At 53.0% G+C, this 14,935-nt stretch carries 13 protein-coding genes; 5 read left to right on the top strand and 8 right to left on the bottom strand.

Going from position 1 to position 14,935, the window contains the following annotated elements; genetic code table 11:
* Positions 1-8 precede the first annotated feature (8 nt).
* The 8 genes from ftsY to KTT_RS03150 all read right to left on the bottom strand — a co-directional run bounded on the left by ftsY (position 9) and on the right by KTT_RS03150 (position 8,529).
* On the bottom strand, positions 9-1,016 hold the full coding sequence (ftsY, locus tag KTT_RS03185; RefSeq protein WP_126594611.1) for a signal recognition particle-docking protein FtsY: 1,008 nt from the start codon (positions 1,014-1,016) through the stop codon (positions 9-11).
* Between the two features lie 261 nt (positions 1,017-1,277).
* The gene (locus KTT_RS03180; RefSeq protein ID WP_126594610.1) at positions 1,278-1,493 is read right to left on the bottom strand and encodes a hypothetical protein; all 216 of its coding nucleotides are present in this window, start codon (positions 1,491-1,493) and stop codon (positions 1,278-1,280) included.
* A 489-nt stretch (positions 1,494-1,982) separates the two neighbouring features.
* Positions 1,983-3,096 (bottom strand): peptide chain release factor 2 gene (prfB, locus tag KTT_RS03175; protein WP_174844773.1). Its coding sequence is split into 2 segments (ribosomal slippage): positions 1,983-3,029 and positions 3,031-3,096, totalling 1,113 coding nucleotides; the frame shifts between segments, so codons are not numbered across the junction.
* Between the two features lie 22 nt (positions 3,097-3,118).
* A complete protein-coding gene (locus KTT_RS03170; RefSeq protein ID WP_126594609.1) occupies positions 3,119-4,294 on the bottom strand; it encodes a cytochrome P450 in 1,176 nt (391 codons plus the stop codon).
* A gap of 220 nt (positions 4,295-4,514) precedes the next feature.
* The gene (locus tag KTT_RS03165) at positions 4,515-5,660 is read right to left on the bottom strand and encodes a hypothetical protein (protein WP_126594608.1); all 1,146 of its coding nucleotides are present in this window, start codon (positions 5,658-5,660) and stop codon (positions 4,515-4,517) included.
* Between the two features lie 167 nt (positions 5,661-5,827).
* Complete coding sequence (locus tag KTT_RS03160; RefSeq protein ID WP_126594607.1) at positions 5,828-6,571, bottom strand: zinc ribbon domain-containing protein; 744 nt, start codon at positions 6,569-6,571, stop codon at positions 5,828-5,830.
* Between the two features lie 95 nt (positions 6,572-6,666).
* A complete protein-coding gene (rnhC, locus tag KTT_RS03155; RefSeq protein WP_218030819.1) occupies positions 6,667-7,623 on the bottom strand; it encodes a ribonuclease HIII in 957 nt (318 codons plus the stop codon).
* 39 nt (positions 7,624-7,662) lie between these two features.
* A complete protein-coding gene (locus tag KTT_RS03150; RefSeq protein ID WP_126594606.1) occupies positions 7,663-8,529 on the bottom strand; it encodes an alpha/beta hydrolase family protein in 867 nt (288 codons plus the stop codon).
* A 233-nt stretch (positions 8,530-8,762) separates the two neighbouring features.
* Here KTT_RS03150 and KTT_RS03145 point away from each other — a divergent pair, with 233 nt between their 5' ends.
* The 5 genes from KTT_RS03145 (at position 8,763) to KTT_RS03125 (ending at position 14,919) form a co-directional block, all read left to right on the top strand.
* Complete coding sequence (locus KTT_RS03145; RefSeq protein WP_126594605.1) at positions 8,763-9,743, top strand: alpha/beta hydrolase family protein; 981 nt, start codon at positions 8,763-8,765, stop codon at positions 9,741-9,743.
* A gap of 121 nt (positions 9,744-9,864) precedes the next feature.
* On the top strand, positions 9,865-11,970 hold the full coding sequence (locus tag KTT_RS03140; RefSeq protein WP_126594604.1) for an exonuclease domain-containing protein: 2,106 nt from the start codon (positions 9,865-9,867) through the stop codon (positions 11,968-11,970).
* 136 nt (positions 11,971-12,106) lie between these two features.
* Positions 12,107-12,700 carry a dCTP deaminase gene (dcd, locus tag KTT_RS03135; protein ID WP_126594603.1) on the top strand — a complete coding sequence of 198 codons (594 nt, stop codon included), beginning with the start codon at positions 12,107-12,109 and terminating at the stop codon, positions 12,698-12,700.
* 64 nt (positions 12,701-12,764) lie between these two features.
* Positions 12,765-13,418: a dTMP kinase gene (gene tmk, locus KTT_RS03130; RefSeq protein ID WP_126594602.1), complete on the top strand. Its 654-nt coding sequence runs from the start codon at positions 12,765-12,767 to the stop codon at positions 13,416-13,418.
* A gap of 127 nt (positions 13,419-13,545) precedes the next feature.
* On the top strand, positions 13,546-14,919 hold the full coding sequence (locus KTT_RS03125; protein ID WP_126594601.1) for an AI-2E family transporter: 1,374 nt from the start codon (positions 13,546-13,548) through the stop codon (positions 14,917-14,919).
* Positions 14,920-14,935 lie beyond the last annotated feature (16 nt).

The following is a 14,935-nucleotide window of genomic DNA, read 5'->3' as shown; positions in this document are numbered from 1 at the left end:
ACCTCCGGTTACTGTTGTGCGAAGAGCGCTGCCACGAAATTTTGCGGTTCGAATGGCATCAAATTCTCTACTTTTTCACCCGTACCAATAAATTTAATTGGCACACCTAAGTCGTCTGCGACCGCAAACGCAAAACCACCTTTCGCGGTACTGTCCATCTTCGTAATGATAACACCGGTCAGGCCAATGTCCTCCGCAAACTTGCGTGCCTGCAGCAGGGCGTTCTGGCCCGTGGTGGCATCGATGACCATCAGCAGCTCATGTGGACCATCTGGAACGAATCTCTGAATAATTTTATTAATTTTCTTTAATTCTTCCATCAAGTTGAACTTGGTGTGTAAGCGACCGGCTGTATCGACGATCAGCACATCGCTGCCACGACTCTGGGCGGCTTGAAGTGCGTCAAAGACGACGGCGCCGGGGTCAGAATTTGGTTTCTGGCTAATGACCGGTACCTCAACACGATTACCCCACTCCTGTAACTGATCAATAGCGGCTGCGCGAAAGGTATCGGCGGCAGCCAGCATGACGCTATGTCCCTCGCGTTTCAGGCGATAAGCCATTTTAGCGATGCTGGTAGTTTTCCCTGAACCGTTGACACCGATCACAAGGATCACTGTAAGAGGAGATTGTTTGGAGAAACGCAGAGATGAAGATTTTCCAAGGAGGGCGGATAATTCTTCTCGTAAGGCTTGTTGTACCTGGCCGCCTGTACGCATATTTTCGTCGCTCACGCGTTGGCGCAGGCGCTCTATGAGCCATAGCGTCGTGCTTGGTCCCACGTCAGCCCCCAACAATGACTCTTCCAACTCATCCCATAGGCTATCTGTGATGGTGTCGGTTTCCTGAACAGTATTGCCCAGCCGGTTAAAAATTTGACGGGTGCGACCCAAGAAGCTAAAACGTTGTTCCGCAGGCGGTTGTTGTCCAGTTGTTGGTGCTGGAGCAGTATCGCCTTTTGGTTGATTTTGTTTTGGGTCTTCCTGAGGTTTCTGCCCAAAGAAGCGATTGAGCACGTCAGCATTGACTCCTTTTAATAAGTTAAAAAAATCTAAATGATTGATACTCTATGACTTTATACCGTATTTGTTGTGAAAAAGCCAAATAGAGGGATAGTCATCACCCTTTCAGGTCACTGCCGCGGCCTTTTGGGTGGCTCCCCCTCAATATATAGAGAGGCAAAAGGATGTGTGTATATCGCCAACCTTTTGCCTCCTTTTTACGTTCGCGAGCAATCGTAATTGCCCGCAAGCGCTATTTTGGTGTTGTGAACACCCCTACTGCCGACTGCCGCGATAGGTATGGAGTGAACCATCACTAATAGGCTCATTAATGATGATATCTCCATTGCGGATCTTGATATTGTACAGGCAAGAAGGGTTGGTGCAAACCCAGGCCTTGTACTCTATGGAAGCTCCCTGGCTACCGAAATCCGAAAGCGGAACCAGATCACCTTCACTACATTTGCGACACCGGGGAAAAGCGTTTTCCACGAAATCGCCTCCTTCCTTCTCTCTGGAGGTAATATGCGCTTGTCGATTTTGTGAACAAGCGTGGCTTAGCGAGATAGTAAGCCTAGGGGGAGCCTCCGCCGCTGCATCCGCGTCCCCACAGCAGGGTGTAAGTAACCCATGCCCTACCTATCATACCATAAGTCCCCTCCTCTGTCAGCATTTAGGTGAAGATTTATTCATTTAGTCGGGCAAAAAAGAGGTATTCTTCACCTTTTTTTCTGGCAGTAGAAGTGGTAGGAAGCATAGTTCTTTGCTTCTTACCTTCAGCATAACAGGTGATACAACTCTAGTCAAGCATTCATATCTATTGAAATGCCCTTGTCATGAACGTTGTGTAAAATGCCTCAATTCTTGAAATATTTTCATTTTTGGACGGCGCTTCTCATGTTATCTTATCCAGCATAAAGAAGCATCGCCTGATCTACAACCAGGCGATGCTTCTTTATGCTGGATAAGATAAGTATCTGGCTACTCGGTGGTCGCGACCCCACCGGCTTTGTCCTGTAGATATGCCTGGATGAAAGGATCGATATCCCCGGCCAGATAGCCATCGGTGTTGCCTGTTTCAAAATTGGTGCGATGATCTTTGACGATACTATACGGGTGCACCGTTACCGAACGAATCTGGGTGCCAAAGTCCGCCTGCACGTGTTCTCCTTTGAGTCGGGCCGTTTCTTCTTCGTGTTTCTTCTGTTCCAACTCAAAGAGTTTGGCCCTGAGCAGCTTCATGGCTACCTCACGATTTTGAATCTGTGAGCGCTCATTTTGACAGGTGACCACGATACCGGTTGGGATATGGCGGATGCGTACGGCGGAATCCGTTTTGTTCACGTGCTGACCACCTGCCCCGGTTGAACGGTAGGTATCCACGTCGAGGTCTTCTGGTCGAATGTTAATCTCGATCGTATTTTCAATATCGGGAAGAACTTCGACCTTGGCAAAAGACGTATGGCGCCGATGGGCGGCATCAAAAGGCGAGAGACGGATCAGGCGATGGGTGCCCGCTTCCGAGCGTAGATAGCCATACGCATAGCGTCCGCTGATCTCGACTGTGGTGCTTTTCAGTCCTGCTTCTTCACCTTCGCTATAATCATAGATCTCCGTTTTGAAGTGATGGTGCTCGGCCCAGCGTAGATACATGCGCAGGAGCATTTCCGCCCAGTCCTGGGCATCGACGCCACCACTACCGGCATGAATACTGATGATAGCATCGCTCTCATCATGCTCACCGCTGAGCATCAGTGAGAACTGCAGTTTTTCGATCTGTTCCTCGATTGGGGGGAGGGATTGCTCAACCTCTGCCTGCATATCCTCATCTGGCTCCTCTTCCAGTAATTGGGCTAATCCAAGCAGGTCTTGAAGTTGGGTGGCGATCCCTTCCCATGTTGTGACCTCTTCGCGCAGGGCGTTCAACTGCTGCATGGTGGACTGGGCCTTCCGGTTATCTGACCAGAAGTCCGGCTCCATACTTTCAGCTTCTAAGGTCTGAATTTGTTCAGCTTTTGTCGCCAGGTCAAAGACGCACCATAGTTTTCTCGACGCGTCCCTGGAGGCGTTCGATTCGATTTGTCAATTCACTCATAGCGGATATTTTAGCATGATTTCTATGGCGTTGTATATTCTTCGCGCGCGGTTGCTGTAAAGGTGATGGGAAAGTTGCGCACGCCAATGATAAAGGGACTTTGCACAGGCTCGATTGGCTGACCAGGGTCGCGCTGGATGTTGTGTAGCCGCCGCAGGGCGATGGTGAGTCCGATGCGCGCTTCCAGTCTGGCCAGGGGAGCACCAAGACAAAAATGGACGCCATAGCCGAAGGTGAGGTGGCGATTGGGATCGCGATGAATGTCGAAGCGTTCGGAATCAGGAAACTGCGACTCGTCATAGTTAGCGGACGTGGCTACCACGCTTACAATCTGGTGCTTCTGGATCTGTTTCCCTCCCAGGGTTACATCCTCCAGCGCCACGCGGGTATCACCCGCCACCGATGGGAAGCAGCGCAGTATCTCTTCGACGGCGCCGGGCATAAATTCAGGATGTTGCCGTAGTTCTTCTGCTACCTCTGGATACTGATCAAAACAGACAAATGCGTTGCCCAGGAGATTAGCGGTGGTCTCATAACCCGCAATGAGCAGCAGGCGACAGAATTCCAGCAGTTCTTCGTCGCTGAGCTTCTCTCCATCCACTTCGGCATCAATCAAGCGGCTCATAAGATCCTGCTGTGGTTGTCTGCGTCGTTCGGCCAGTTTCTGCAAGAAGTAGTCCTGAAAGCTCTGCGCATTGGTGGCGCGTGCCTCTGGCGTATCATTTGCCCCGTTGGCGGCGGTTAACGAGTCGGACCAGGAGCGGAAGGTATCCTGGTCTTCGGCTGGTACGCCCAGCAGGCCAGCGATGATAGTGATTGGTAGCGGATAGGCGAAGTCACGAATAACATCCATGTGGCCCTGCGGCGCTACCTGATCCAATAGCTGATGGACGACGGCAGTGATCTGTGGCGTCAGTTGTTCGATCATGCGGGGGGTGAAGACCTGTGACACAATGTTGCGCAATTTGCGATGGCGCGGATCGTCCATACCGAGAAAACTGGGCAGATGTGGCTGTCCCGGCAGGATGGCCTCGGAAGAAAATAGTTGCGGATGGCTCAATACATATTGCGCATCATCATAGCGAAAGACGGCCCATCCGCGCATGCGTGGATCGAAATGGACCGGATCATTCTGGCGCATCTGGCGAAAGACGGCCAGTGGCACATGAGCAAAGGGTCTGTATGGTGTTTCAGACATTGTATTTCCTTCCACAAATATTTTGAAATATAAGGGTTGCGCGGCGCGCGGTTCCTCTTTTTATACGCCCCGTGCGTGGAAGGGGTTGCACTGATTTTGTGATGTAGTGCATAGGAGGCGCATTTGCGCCTCCTATGCACTACATCACAAAATCACTTTATAGCGGGTGTGTCAGACGCGTGCAGCGCCTGCCACACCCGCTATACTACATATAAAAAAGTTAATTGAGGATGAGGTTGGTGAGGAAGAGGCGGGCGTCTTCATCTCTGGGGTAGGTGGTGATGAGGAGCAGGGCGGGTTGATCCGGAAAGAGATTGTCGTAGGTGAGGGTGCCTGAGAAGTGACCGGCACTATCCGCTTGCAGATCGCTATTATGTTGCAGGGGAATGGTGGATAGGGTATGGTTGAACAGGGTGGCGGTGATCTTTTCATGGGTTGGGATGATCGTCCCTTGAATCTGCAAGGGAGATGATTGCGGATTATTGAATTGTGTCTGATCGAGGGTAATCCCGGGTGATTGGGCATTGGTGACCCACCAGAGTCCTTTGCTGTTGGCCTGAATCAGGCGATCAAGTGTCACCGCGACTTCTATGCGGGTGTCTTTTTTCTCCAATAGCACATGGGCTTCATTTGTGCCCTTGTCTTTCAAAGTGGCTTGAATCGCTTTCGATGGCCATTGGAAAAGATCCTGCGCCATCTGGCGCGCGGTTGACAGCGGATCTGTCCAGGGCAGCGACTGCCCGTTATTGGCTTCATCCTGCAGCGCCTCCGCTTCGCTCCGGCTGGTTACGGGATAAAGGCCTGGGAAGACGAGTTGGTGCAGCGAGCCGTTTTGCCAGCCATATTCTTGAAAGACATTCTGTTGCAGCGGCAGAAGCAAGGCATCGCTATCCGCCGGCAGCGTCGTGTCGATCTGGCCGACGCTCAAGGTATGTGCCTGGGTGATATCAACCATGCCTTTGATCAATCCCTGCTGCTTAAAAATCAGGTTTAGTACCGGTTTGCTTTGCTGGCGTGTGCAGGTATACAGATAGACGTCTAGCTTCTGTTGCGAGCTTAAATCTTCCACCTGGATCAGGGCTGATGGCTGACCCCCGGTTACTTCATTCACAAATTGTACCGCGGCCATGCGTTGCGTTCTGGGTTGTATCTGCACGATCTGGGTATAATCGGTATTATGGATCAGGGAGGCGCAGGATTGGGTGGAGGCCAGGCTGGGATGGCTGAGATGAGAGACGGCTATAAAATGGGCCGCGGCTAACAGGGCGAGCAGCGCCAGGACAACGATCAAGAGCCTGGGTCGCCATCTGCGACGCCGTACTGTATGGGCCATTTCCGGCCGTAGCTCCTGTTGTTTTTTTTGCATATCCCCTGTTCATCCTCTCCACTTTCTATCAATCCTGTTTTATTCTAACATGCGCGCAAAATGTGTTTGGAGATAGATAGAGAGCGAGGAAGCGGTAAATGCGAGCCGCCAGCCAGGAGAGAATAATGCCTGGCTGGCGGTAAAGGTAGAATAATAGATAATAGCGGTTAATGGACGATGACGGAGGTTGTGTGAAGCATGCCGAGCGCGAACAGGTGCTCAGCTTCACCGGGGATAAGAGCTTTATTACCTCCAAAGAGGCCGCTTTGCAGGGCGAAGAGCACTACCGCGGTGAGAATAAAGATGAGGCCGCACAGGACCAGTATCAGGCCGGTGGTACGTCCACGGGCTGCCCGCATCGCGTGCTCATCTTGTTGAAGCTGATATTGATTGGTAGCTTGTGGATATCCCATGGGCTGCTGAGGATACGACATCCCACTGCCATAGGAGCTCGCGCCATGGGTCGTATACTCTGGCGGATAGACATTTTGCGTACCATAGTTGCTGCCGCTTTGTGGAACTGGAGCGTAATTGGGGCCGCTTTGTGAAGGATATGCCGGACCGCTCTGAGGTGGATAGCCCGGGTAGGAATTGCCCCTCGGTGGCGACTGCGTCTGGCTGGTCGCATCCATCATGCTGGTTGCATCATAGGGCGTCTGAGTGCCATAAGTGTTATTATTGCCGGGGGCGCTGGCGCCCGGACGCAAAATCAAGGGTTGCTGACCACCACTCTGGGGTTGCGATGGTAACTGATTTTGTGCCAGCAGCGAGGGTGTGGCGACCGTGGCATCATCGGTATGTAGTTCTCCTCCTGTGCCGCCCGCACCGGTCTCTTCGACTGTCGCGCCACAGCGAGGACAACGTGTACTTCCAGGGGCCAATTGCAGGCCACACTGACCGCAGAAAATCATGAATACTCCTTCCTTATATTTCCCTCATTATAACCTATGAAGAGCAGCGTCGCAATGAAAGTATGGAGGGGCAACCACAATGCGTTCGCGGGCGTTTATGCTTCATCTTCTGGCACTGTTTGCAGGATGGTCGTGGCCGTCTTGAAGTGGAGTTTGGCGATGGCGCTTAAGGCGTCCTTACCGTGCCGGACCACAATCTGACGACCAATGGTGACGATCTGCGGATTGGAAGCGCCCTTGGGGAGCTGGACGCCGATCTCATCCGAGAGCGCGGCCAGGTCGCGCACAAATTTGGCGCGTGCCAGAATTGATGCGGCGGCGACGGCGGTATCATTTTCGGCACGATAGCGCTGCTCCAGGCGCAGAGGAGAAGCGGCTTTTTGCAGTTCCAGGCGCACGAGTGACTCGTCACCAAACTGATCAACAATGGCAAGCCGTGCCGGAACGTTTTTGGACAACTCGGTGATTACCCTCGCGTGCGCCTGAGCCAGCAATCGATTGAGATTGGGCAAGCGTTGATAGAGCTGATTGTAGGAGACCGGGGCGTAGGTCAGGATCTTATGCTGGCATAGTGTTTGTATCTCCCGGGCCAGCGCGGATATGTTCTTATCGGTCAACTTTTTGCTATCTCGCACGCCAAGCCGCAGCAATTGTGGTTCATTGTGCTCATCGACAAAGACAGCCGCGATCACCAGCGGCCCATAAAAATCTCCTTTGCCCGATTCATCGGAGCCGATACGCGCCACGCCGGTCGCCTGTGGTATGGCTGTACGCGTAACGGTTAAGGGAGAGGGTTCGGCGGCTGAGAGGAGGGTATTCTGCATCTGTCGTGGTTGATCCCAGGCTTTGAGCGCGGTCTGCAGCGCGCTGGCTTTGCCCTGCACCAGGGTCTTGCCAGTCGCATACAGCGCGACTGGCACCCTGGCCTGGCCATCGATAACCGTACACTGATAGCCATGGGCAATGGCTTTTTCATCGCAGATCGACCAGCCCTGCTCAGCAACGAAGTGCCGAAAGCGGCGTGTGATCTCTTCAAGCCTGTCATCTGCCAAAGAACGATTCCTCGTTTCTGTTTATTGGTACGTTAAGGCTCATTGTAGCAAATGTGTCTGCAAGAATTCCAGTGTCTCTTCTATGATCTCTTCGGTGCGCGCATCGGCATCAAGCACGTCAAAAGCATGTTGCCCGGTGGGATGGTTCATGACAGTGAGCGCTACATTCTGCGAGAGCGCCTCGCCGATAAAGCCGTCCAGCGCGGCGTTAAGCTCCGCGTAATCTAGTCCGGCGCGAGCAATAAAGAGCGGAGCGATATCGCGTGTTCGGCGCAATAAGAGATCGCTGGCGGAAAACTCATCGAAATCTTCCTCACTGAAGACCGGCGCGCTATAGTTTGTTTCCCCATAAAGCCCCTGGTAATAGGCTTTAAGCTCAACAAAACCGTAGTAGCAAACGATGCAGCGGATAAACTTTGGGGTCTCGTACAGGGCGCTGCGCAATCCAAAGGGAGCACCACCCGAGCAGGTCCAGATGCCAAGACGGTTCGCGTTGATGTGGAACCGTTTATGGTGTTCGCGGATATAGGTCATCAGATCATCAACGTCGTTGGCCACGCCAACGACATTGTTGAGCCCTTCCGTAGAACGATGGTTGGCGACGACGGCGATCAAGCCGGAGGCGGCGATCAATTTGCCCCAGGAGGTATACTGGCCGCTGTCTTTAATGTCCTTCAGAAAATCAGCCGGTCCATCTCCATGAATGAAGATGACCGCGGGCAGCGCTGTTTGTTTCTGGTAGTGAGGTGGATAATAGACATCCAGCTTCAACGCGGTATCTTCTACCGTTTTATATGTGATATTGGTCTGGATCTCGACCTTCTCCATTTCAGGGATGGTATAAACAACGGGCCGGCGCCGCAGGTCTTCAGGTGCTTGCTCGTCGGCGGAATACTGTTGCGTCATGGTCGTTCCCTTTCGTATTCGAACATTTGTGCTATTATTGAGATTGTACCACAAAATCAGGCTGTTGAGAGAGAAAATACCTATCCAATGTCATAAATACCCCTGCATGGTACTATTGCTAATGGTATATAGCAAAATGACGAGGTTAACGAACGTTCTGTAGATAGAACGAGAAAAGCCATTGTTGGTTGCTCGCAAGCCGTTCGCTGTATCTTAAAGAGGAGTTATCGTTTATGTCGATATCGGAAAATGATCTACAACCATCCGGACGCCGCGAGGCATTTTTGGCGCGCCTGGGAACACTGCCACTATCCTGCTCATTGGATGTGGTAGTGGAGGAACGATATGAGGGAGATACCTATACCCGCGAACGCATCAGCTATCAGGCGAGTCCGGGCGTGCGGGTACCCGCGTATGTTTTAATTCCCCGGCACCTGACGGGACTGGCGCCGGCCGTCGTATGCATCCACCAGCATAATGGCGAGTTCCATATGGGGAAGAGCGAACCGGTTGGCCTGACCGGCAACCCCGATGTATTTTATGCCCTTGAACTTTGCAGGCGCGGTTATATTGTGATCGCCCCCGATCAGGAAGGTTTTGAGGAGCGCCAGGCCTCTACCGAGGACATAGAGTTGTGGAAGCGTACCGCTCCCAGGGTTCTGTCAGCAGGAGCGTATGAGCAATATCTGGCGATGAAATATTTGCTGCATGGGAGCACCCTGCAGGCGCGCTATGTCTGGGATCTGTCGCGGGCCGTGGATTATCTCTCTAGCCGCCCTGACGTAGATGCCGGGCGTATTGGGACGCTCGGGCATTCGCTGGGTGGACAGGAAGTATGCTGGCTCCTCTTATTTGATCGGCGCGTCAAAGCGGGCGTCTGTTCGTGTGGCATTAGCATGTTTGAAGCGATTCTGCGCAACGGCATCAACCATAATTTCGCGGCCTATATTCCAGGGATGCTGGAGGTGGGCGATATGGATGTGCTGGTGGCCGAGATCGCGCCGACTCCTTTTTTCATGTCAGCGGGGGTGCAGGACTGGATCTTTCCGATCGATGGGGTACGCCAGATCGCTCAGGGAGCCCGTCAGGCCTACGAAGAGCGCTCCGCACTTTTCTCGGCTTTCCGCTATCATGAATTTCCATCCGGCCATAGTTTTCCCTCCGAGGTGCGTCAACTTGCCTATAGCTGGCTGGATCGTTGGCTACGTTCCTGACGACCACGCTGCGCCCGCATAGCCCTGTTGTTTCTTCGCTTGCCAAACTGTTTTATGCATGTTATTCTCGGACATATGATCTAGTAGCTTTTGACCTGTTTGTACGAGGAGACATGCTGTTATGGTGCAGGAAGGGGAGAGTGGATCTCCGCAGCGCAGTGTTTTGTTGCGCCGCGCCTATGAACTGTTGGAGGTCCTGGGGCAGCCAACGGGTGAAGATCTGTTGATCCAGCAATTATTTGGGGCGCACGGCAATGTGGCTTTCTGGACGATGTTGCTGCGGCAGGCACTGCGGAGTTCGGATTTATTTGAAGAGCAGGGCGATCCCGCTACCGGTGTCGCGCTATGCTGGTCTTTACGCGCCTGGCGCAGTACGCAGCAAGCGTTGGATACGGTTGAGTTTGTGGTGATCGATACCGAAACCACGGGACTGCGTCCAGGTTCGGATCGAGTTATTGAGGTCGCGGCCGTTCGCGTCGGTCGAGGCCAGATTTTGGGTTCGTATCACAGCCTGATCAATCCGCGCCGGCGCATCCCTCCTTTTATTGAGCGCTTTACCGGCATCACGCAGTCTATGATCAACGAGGCTCCCACGGCTGACCAGGTGCTGCCCGAACTGCTGTCCTTTATCGATGGCGCGCCGCTGGTGGGGCATAATCTGGGCTTTGACCTCAACTTCTTAAACTTTGAGGCCCGGCTGCTTGACCTCTCCTTCCCAATTGATGGCTTCGATACCATCCCATTGGCGCGCCGTTTCCTGCCCGCCTTGAAGCGTTTTAAGCTGGACATGGTGGCCGCTCATCTCAACATCGAAACCCGGCACCGGCACCGAGCCTTTGGGGATGCCGAGGTGACGGCGGAAGTATTTTTGCGCATTCTATCTCTGGCCTGTAACGAGGGCATCCTGACGCTGGGACATTTGCGGCGTCGCTTACAACTGCCCGTCACCTGGAGTGGCGACATCACGCAGGTTCTTTCTAAGAAAGAGGAAGCGCAATGGCGCGCTGATGGGAGCCTCTCACCCACGGCCGCTGCCCGCGCGCGTCCCAATGGCGCCCTGTTTCTAAATCCAGCCTGGAAACGGACCTTTCCGACCAAACCCGGTGTCTATTTAATGAAGGATGAGCATGGGCAGGTTATCTATGTGGGCAAGGCCAAATGTCTGAAAGATCGCCTCTCATCCTACTATAGCCAGCCACTGGGCTATACGCGGAAAATGGATGGGCTGTTACAAAATGTGAAAGAGATCGAGACGCGCGTCCTGGGTTCAGAGTTAGAAGCCCTGCTGGTAGAGTCGCGCCTGATTAAAGAGCTACAACCGGCCTATAATGTACAGTTGCGCAACTACGAACTGTATCCTTTTATCAAAATTGACGTGCACCACACGTTCCCGCGTGTGTACGCGACCCGCGAGGTGGCGGCGGACGGTGCGCGCTATTTTGGACCCTTTCGTAGCCGACGCATGGTAGATCTCACCATTGAACTATTGCAGAAGATTTTTCCCCTGCGTACCTGTACACGCAGCCTGCCACCGGCCGCCAAATCCAGCGATCCCTGCTTACGCTTCCACCTGGGACGCTGTTCAGCCCCTTGCCGTGGCGATGGAGATGTTGAGGCGTATCAGCGCGTCATCCAGCAGGTATGCGCGTTTCTGGGTGGAGAGAGCGAAGATCTGCTGGAACGCCTGCGCAGGCAGATGTTGGAGGCGGCGCAGCAGCTCAACTTTGAGCGCGCGGCCTGGTTGCGCGACGCCATCCGTAGCGCCGACGAAGTCTTGATTGGCCAACGCCTGATCACGGGCGCCGTCGAGGCCAATAATCTCTTTATCGTCTATCCCTCTTCCCAGGAAGGCTGTAACGAGATCTTTTTTATCCGCCATGGTCGCCTGATCGAGCAGTGTTGTATCTTTCATGAGGTAGAGCAGATGAGGGTGGCGATCAACCGGCTGCTCCAGCGGGCTCTCGAACTGGGTGAGCCGCCTGCCGTAGTGGGCAATGCCGAGGTTGACCAGATCAATATCATCAGTCGCTGGCTGCATCATCACAGCAATGATCGAGCCTTCTTTCCATTCCAGCACGCGTTGAGCAGCTCTGAAGAGATGGGGTTCCTGGTTCAGCGTATCTGGCGTGAAGTAGATGCGACACGTGCGCTCACACTGACAGTTGAAAGTGATGAAGCGGAAATGCTCATCGCAGGGACTACTCCATCTGAATACGATGCGCTATAATAAGCTGACTAATAAGCATACAAGTGGGTCAAACTACCCCTGTTCAACATCTATCTTCATCCTGCACTAGCGCGGCATAGAGCGATTGGGGATACCATCAATAGTCAGTCAAATTGACACGAGGAGCTATAGTTTCATGTTACTGTCCGATAAGCGTATTGTGGAAGAGATGAAAAACGGCAACATTATCATTGAGCCGTTCAATGAGCGTCACCTGGGACCGAATTCGTACGATTGCCGATTGGGGGACTGGTATTTCCAGGGCAACGCCAATGTAGAGGTGATGCACCTGGATATTCCGGAAGAGATTCGTGGCTATTGGGGAGAGCCCCGCCAGGCCAAAGATGGCAAGATCGCTATTCGCCCCGGCACCACCATTCTGGCGCATACGCAGGAGGTCATCGGTGGGCACAATGGCTATCTGGCCAAGATGTATTCGCGCAGTACGGTAGCGCGCTCGGGCCTCTCGGTTTGCCGCTGCGCGGGTGTGGGTGATGTTGGCTACATCAGCCGCTGGACGATGGAGATCAGCAACCATACACAGACGACCATCTGGGTCCCGGTGGGGTTCCGCATCTGTCAGCTTACCTTTGAGTATGTGGGCGAGACCCTGAAGGAGTATCATGGTAAATATGGGAAGAGGGATCAGCAGTGGTCGCCCGAGGACATGCTGCCTAAACCCTATTTTGACTGGGACTACGATGTCTATCGTACCGACCGGGTGCGCTAGCTCGTGCTGGTGGATGTGAGTTGGAATGTATATCTGGAATGTAGCAGGAAGGTAGATTTTGAGCATGGGCCAGGGATATTTTATCTCGTTCGAGGGTCTGGATGGCGCTGGCAAGACGACCCAGATGGAACTACTGGCAGGCTGGTTGCAGCGACAGGGGATGGAATATATACGTACCTGTGAGCCCGGCGGTACACCTCTGGGAGTAGAGATCCGGCGCCTGCTCTTCCAGCAGCCCGAATTGACGATTACGCCGCTGGCCGAGGCTTTTCTCTTCCAGGCGGACAGGGCGCAGCATTTCCAGACTCGCATCCTGCCCGCGCTGGCAGAGGGCAAGGTTGTGCTATCGGATCGCTGTTTTGATTCGAGCATTGCCTATCAGGGAGCCGCGCAGGGTCTGGGAACCGACCTGATCACTCAACTTTCTCGTATCGCCACGCAGGGGCATGCACCTGATCTTACCATCTTTCTTGATCTCGATCCGGCCCTGGTGCATAAACGTACCAGCGCCTTAGATAGCGGCCGTCAGGAGCAGAGCCGCTTTGATCGTGCCTCGGAACAATTCCATACCCGTTTGCGCCAGGCTTTTCTGGCTCTTGCGCAGGCTGAACCTCAACGTATCAAAGTTATCGACGCTACCCAATCTGTTGAACGCATCCATCAGCATATTGTGGAGCTTATAAGGCCTCGCCTCAATCAGAGCCAGGGCGCTATTTAGCTCAACAACATTGCAGCAATCTTACGCACTGGATCGTATTACCCTTAGAGAAAGGGTTACAAATTTTAGGTTTATCAAAGATACTGACTTTTTCTCCCGGTATTATTGAGCGAGAAGGATAAAAAGCATGGGCCAAATAAATTGGCAACAACGGCGAGATATCTTGATCTGCATCATCTGTATGGGATTGATCATATGGACAGCCTGGAATCTCGTCAATCAGTTTATCGATGCAGTCTTCCTATTATTATTGTCAATGACGGTCGCATTCCTGATTACGCCTATGGCCAATGTTTTGGAACGTAGAGGATTGCCCCGACTGTTCGCGACCATCGTTTCCTATGTGTGTGTACTGGTGCTCCTTGGACTTTTTTCTTATATTCTAGTAACCTCGTTTGTTAATCAGGTCACGATCTTTTCCGACACCATCGTAAGCTTCACCCAGCATATTCCGCAAACCTTCAGTAACTTTTTGAGCTTCCTGAATAAGCAGGCGGGTATCCCACAGGCGCGCATTGATGAGATGCTGGGCCAGTTGAATTCTCAGGTCACCAGTTTCGCCAATGCCGCGGTCACCAACACCATTAATATCATTTTTGTTTTAACCAATACATTCTTGAATTTTTTGATTGTTTTAATGGTGAGCTTCTACCTGACCCTGGATGGCAAACGGATTCGCAATAGCATCATGAGTGTGATGCCCAAACGCTCTCTCCCGACTGCGCTACTGTTTGAGGATGCGCTGACACGAGTGGTTGGAAACTATATTCGTGGACAATTGACGCTGGCTTTGATCATTGGGGTCGCGGTTGCTCTTGTTTGCTGGATGACCGGATTGGGGCAGTTCGCGGTCATCTTTGGCGTGCTGGGTTTCTTATTTGAAACGATCCCTATGGTCGGACCCGGTCTGGCTTCGATTTCACCAATCGTGGTTTCGCTGTTGCTGCCCGATCCTTTTCCACGTACCCTGATTGTGGTGGTCGCTTTTATCGTTATTCAGATTCTTGAAAGCAATATCCTGGGACCGCGTATCGTTGGCCATGCCGTTGGTCTGCACCCCGTTGTCTCGATTATGTCTCTGGTCGTTTTTGCTCAATTATTCGGCGCCTCGTATGGACCCTTTGGTGGCGCCATTGGTGCTCTGGTTGCGACCCCTATTGTGGCCGCTGCATGGGTAGTTGTCGCCAGTCTTTATCGTTCGGCTAGAGGCGAGACCGCGGATCAGATCCTGGCCCGCAAGCGGGCGCCCTGGACGCTAAAGCGACCCTCCCCGTCCTCAGGGAAGTCCAGGCAGCAGCAAGCGCCGGGATCAGTCACTGGCATGCTGCGTCGACGCACGCCAGTCGCTACCGGTGCGTTGCCGCGCAACAATATCATCTCGGTTTCACCGCCTGATAAAAATCGTGAACAAGCCATCGCTGATGAAAGCGGACCAACGCAGGCAGACCGGGAGAGGGCAGCCCCTGAGCAACCTGTCTCCGCATCCGACGACAACAAATAAAGTCTCAAGAAGAGAA

This window comes from Dictyobacter aurantiacus (assembly GCF_003967515.1).
GTDB lineage: Bacteria > Chloroflexota > Ktedonobacteria > Ktedonobacterales > Ktedonobacteraceae > Dictyobacter > Dictyobacter aurantiacus.
This window is presented reverse-complemented; position numbering and strand designations above follow the sequence as displayed.

What these genes read in the sequence shown, in the direction of transcription:
- KTT_RS03140 (WP_126594604.1), top strand. Translation starts at nt 9,865, where the DNA reads ATGGTGCAGGAAGGGGAGAGTGGATCTCCGCAGCGCAGTGTTTTGTTG.
- dcd (WP_126594603.1), top strand. Translation starts at nt 12,107, where the DNA reads ATGTTACTGTCCGATAAGCGTATTGTGGAAGAGATGAAAAACGGCAAC.
- KTT_RS03150 (WP_126594606.1), bottom strand. Translation starts at nt 8,529, where the DNA reads ATGACGCAACAGTATTCCGCCGACGAGCAAGCACCTGAAGACCTGCGG.
- KTT_RS03170 (WP_126594609.1), bottom strand. Translation starts at nt 4,294, where the DNA reads ATGTCTGAAACACCATACAGACCCTTTGCTCATGTGCCACTGGCCGTC.
- KTT_RS03160 (WP_126594607.1), bottom strand. Translation starts at nt 6,571, where the DNA reads ATGATTTTCTGCGGTCAGTGTGGCCTGCAATTGGCCCCTGGAAGTACA.
- KTT_RS03125 (WP_126594601.1), top strand. Translation starts at nt 13,546, where the DNA reads ATGGGCCAAATAAATTGGCAACAACGGCGAGATATCTTGATCTGCATC.
- KTT_RS03165 (WP_126594608.1), bottom strand. Translation starts at nt 5,660, where the DNA reads ATGCAAAAAAAACAACAGGAGCTACGGCCGGAAATGGCCCATACAGTA.
- tmk (WP_126594602.1), top strand. Translation starts at nt 12,765, where the DNA reads ATGGGCCAGGGATATTTTATCTCGTTCGAGGGTCTGGATGGCGCTGGC.
- KTT_RS03145 (WP_126594605.1), top strand. Translation starts at nt 8,763, where the DNA reads ATGTCGATATCGGAAAATGATCTACAACCATCCGGACGCCGCGAGGCA.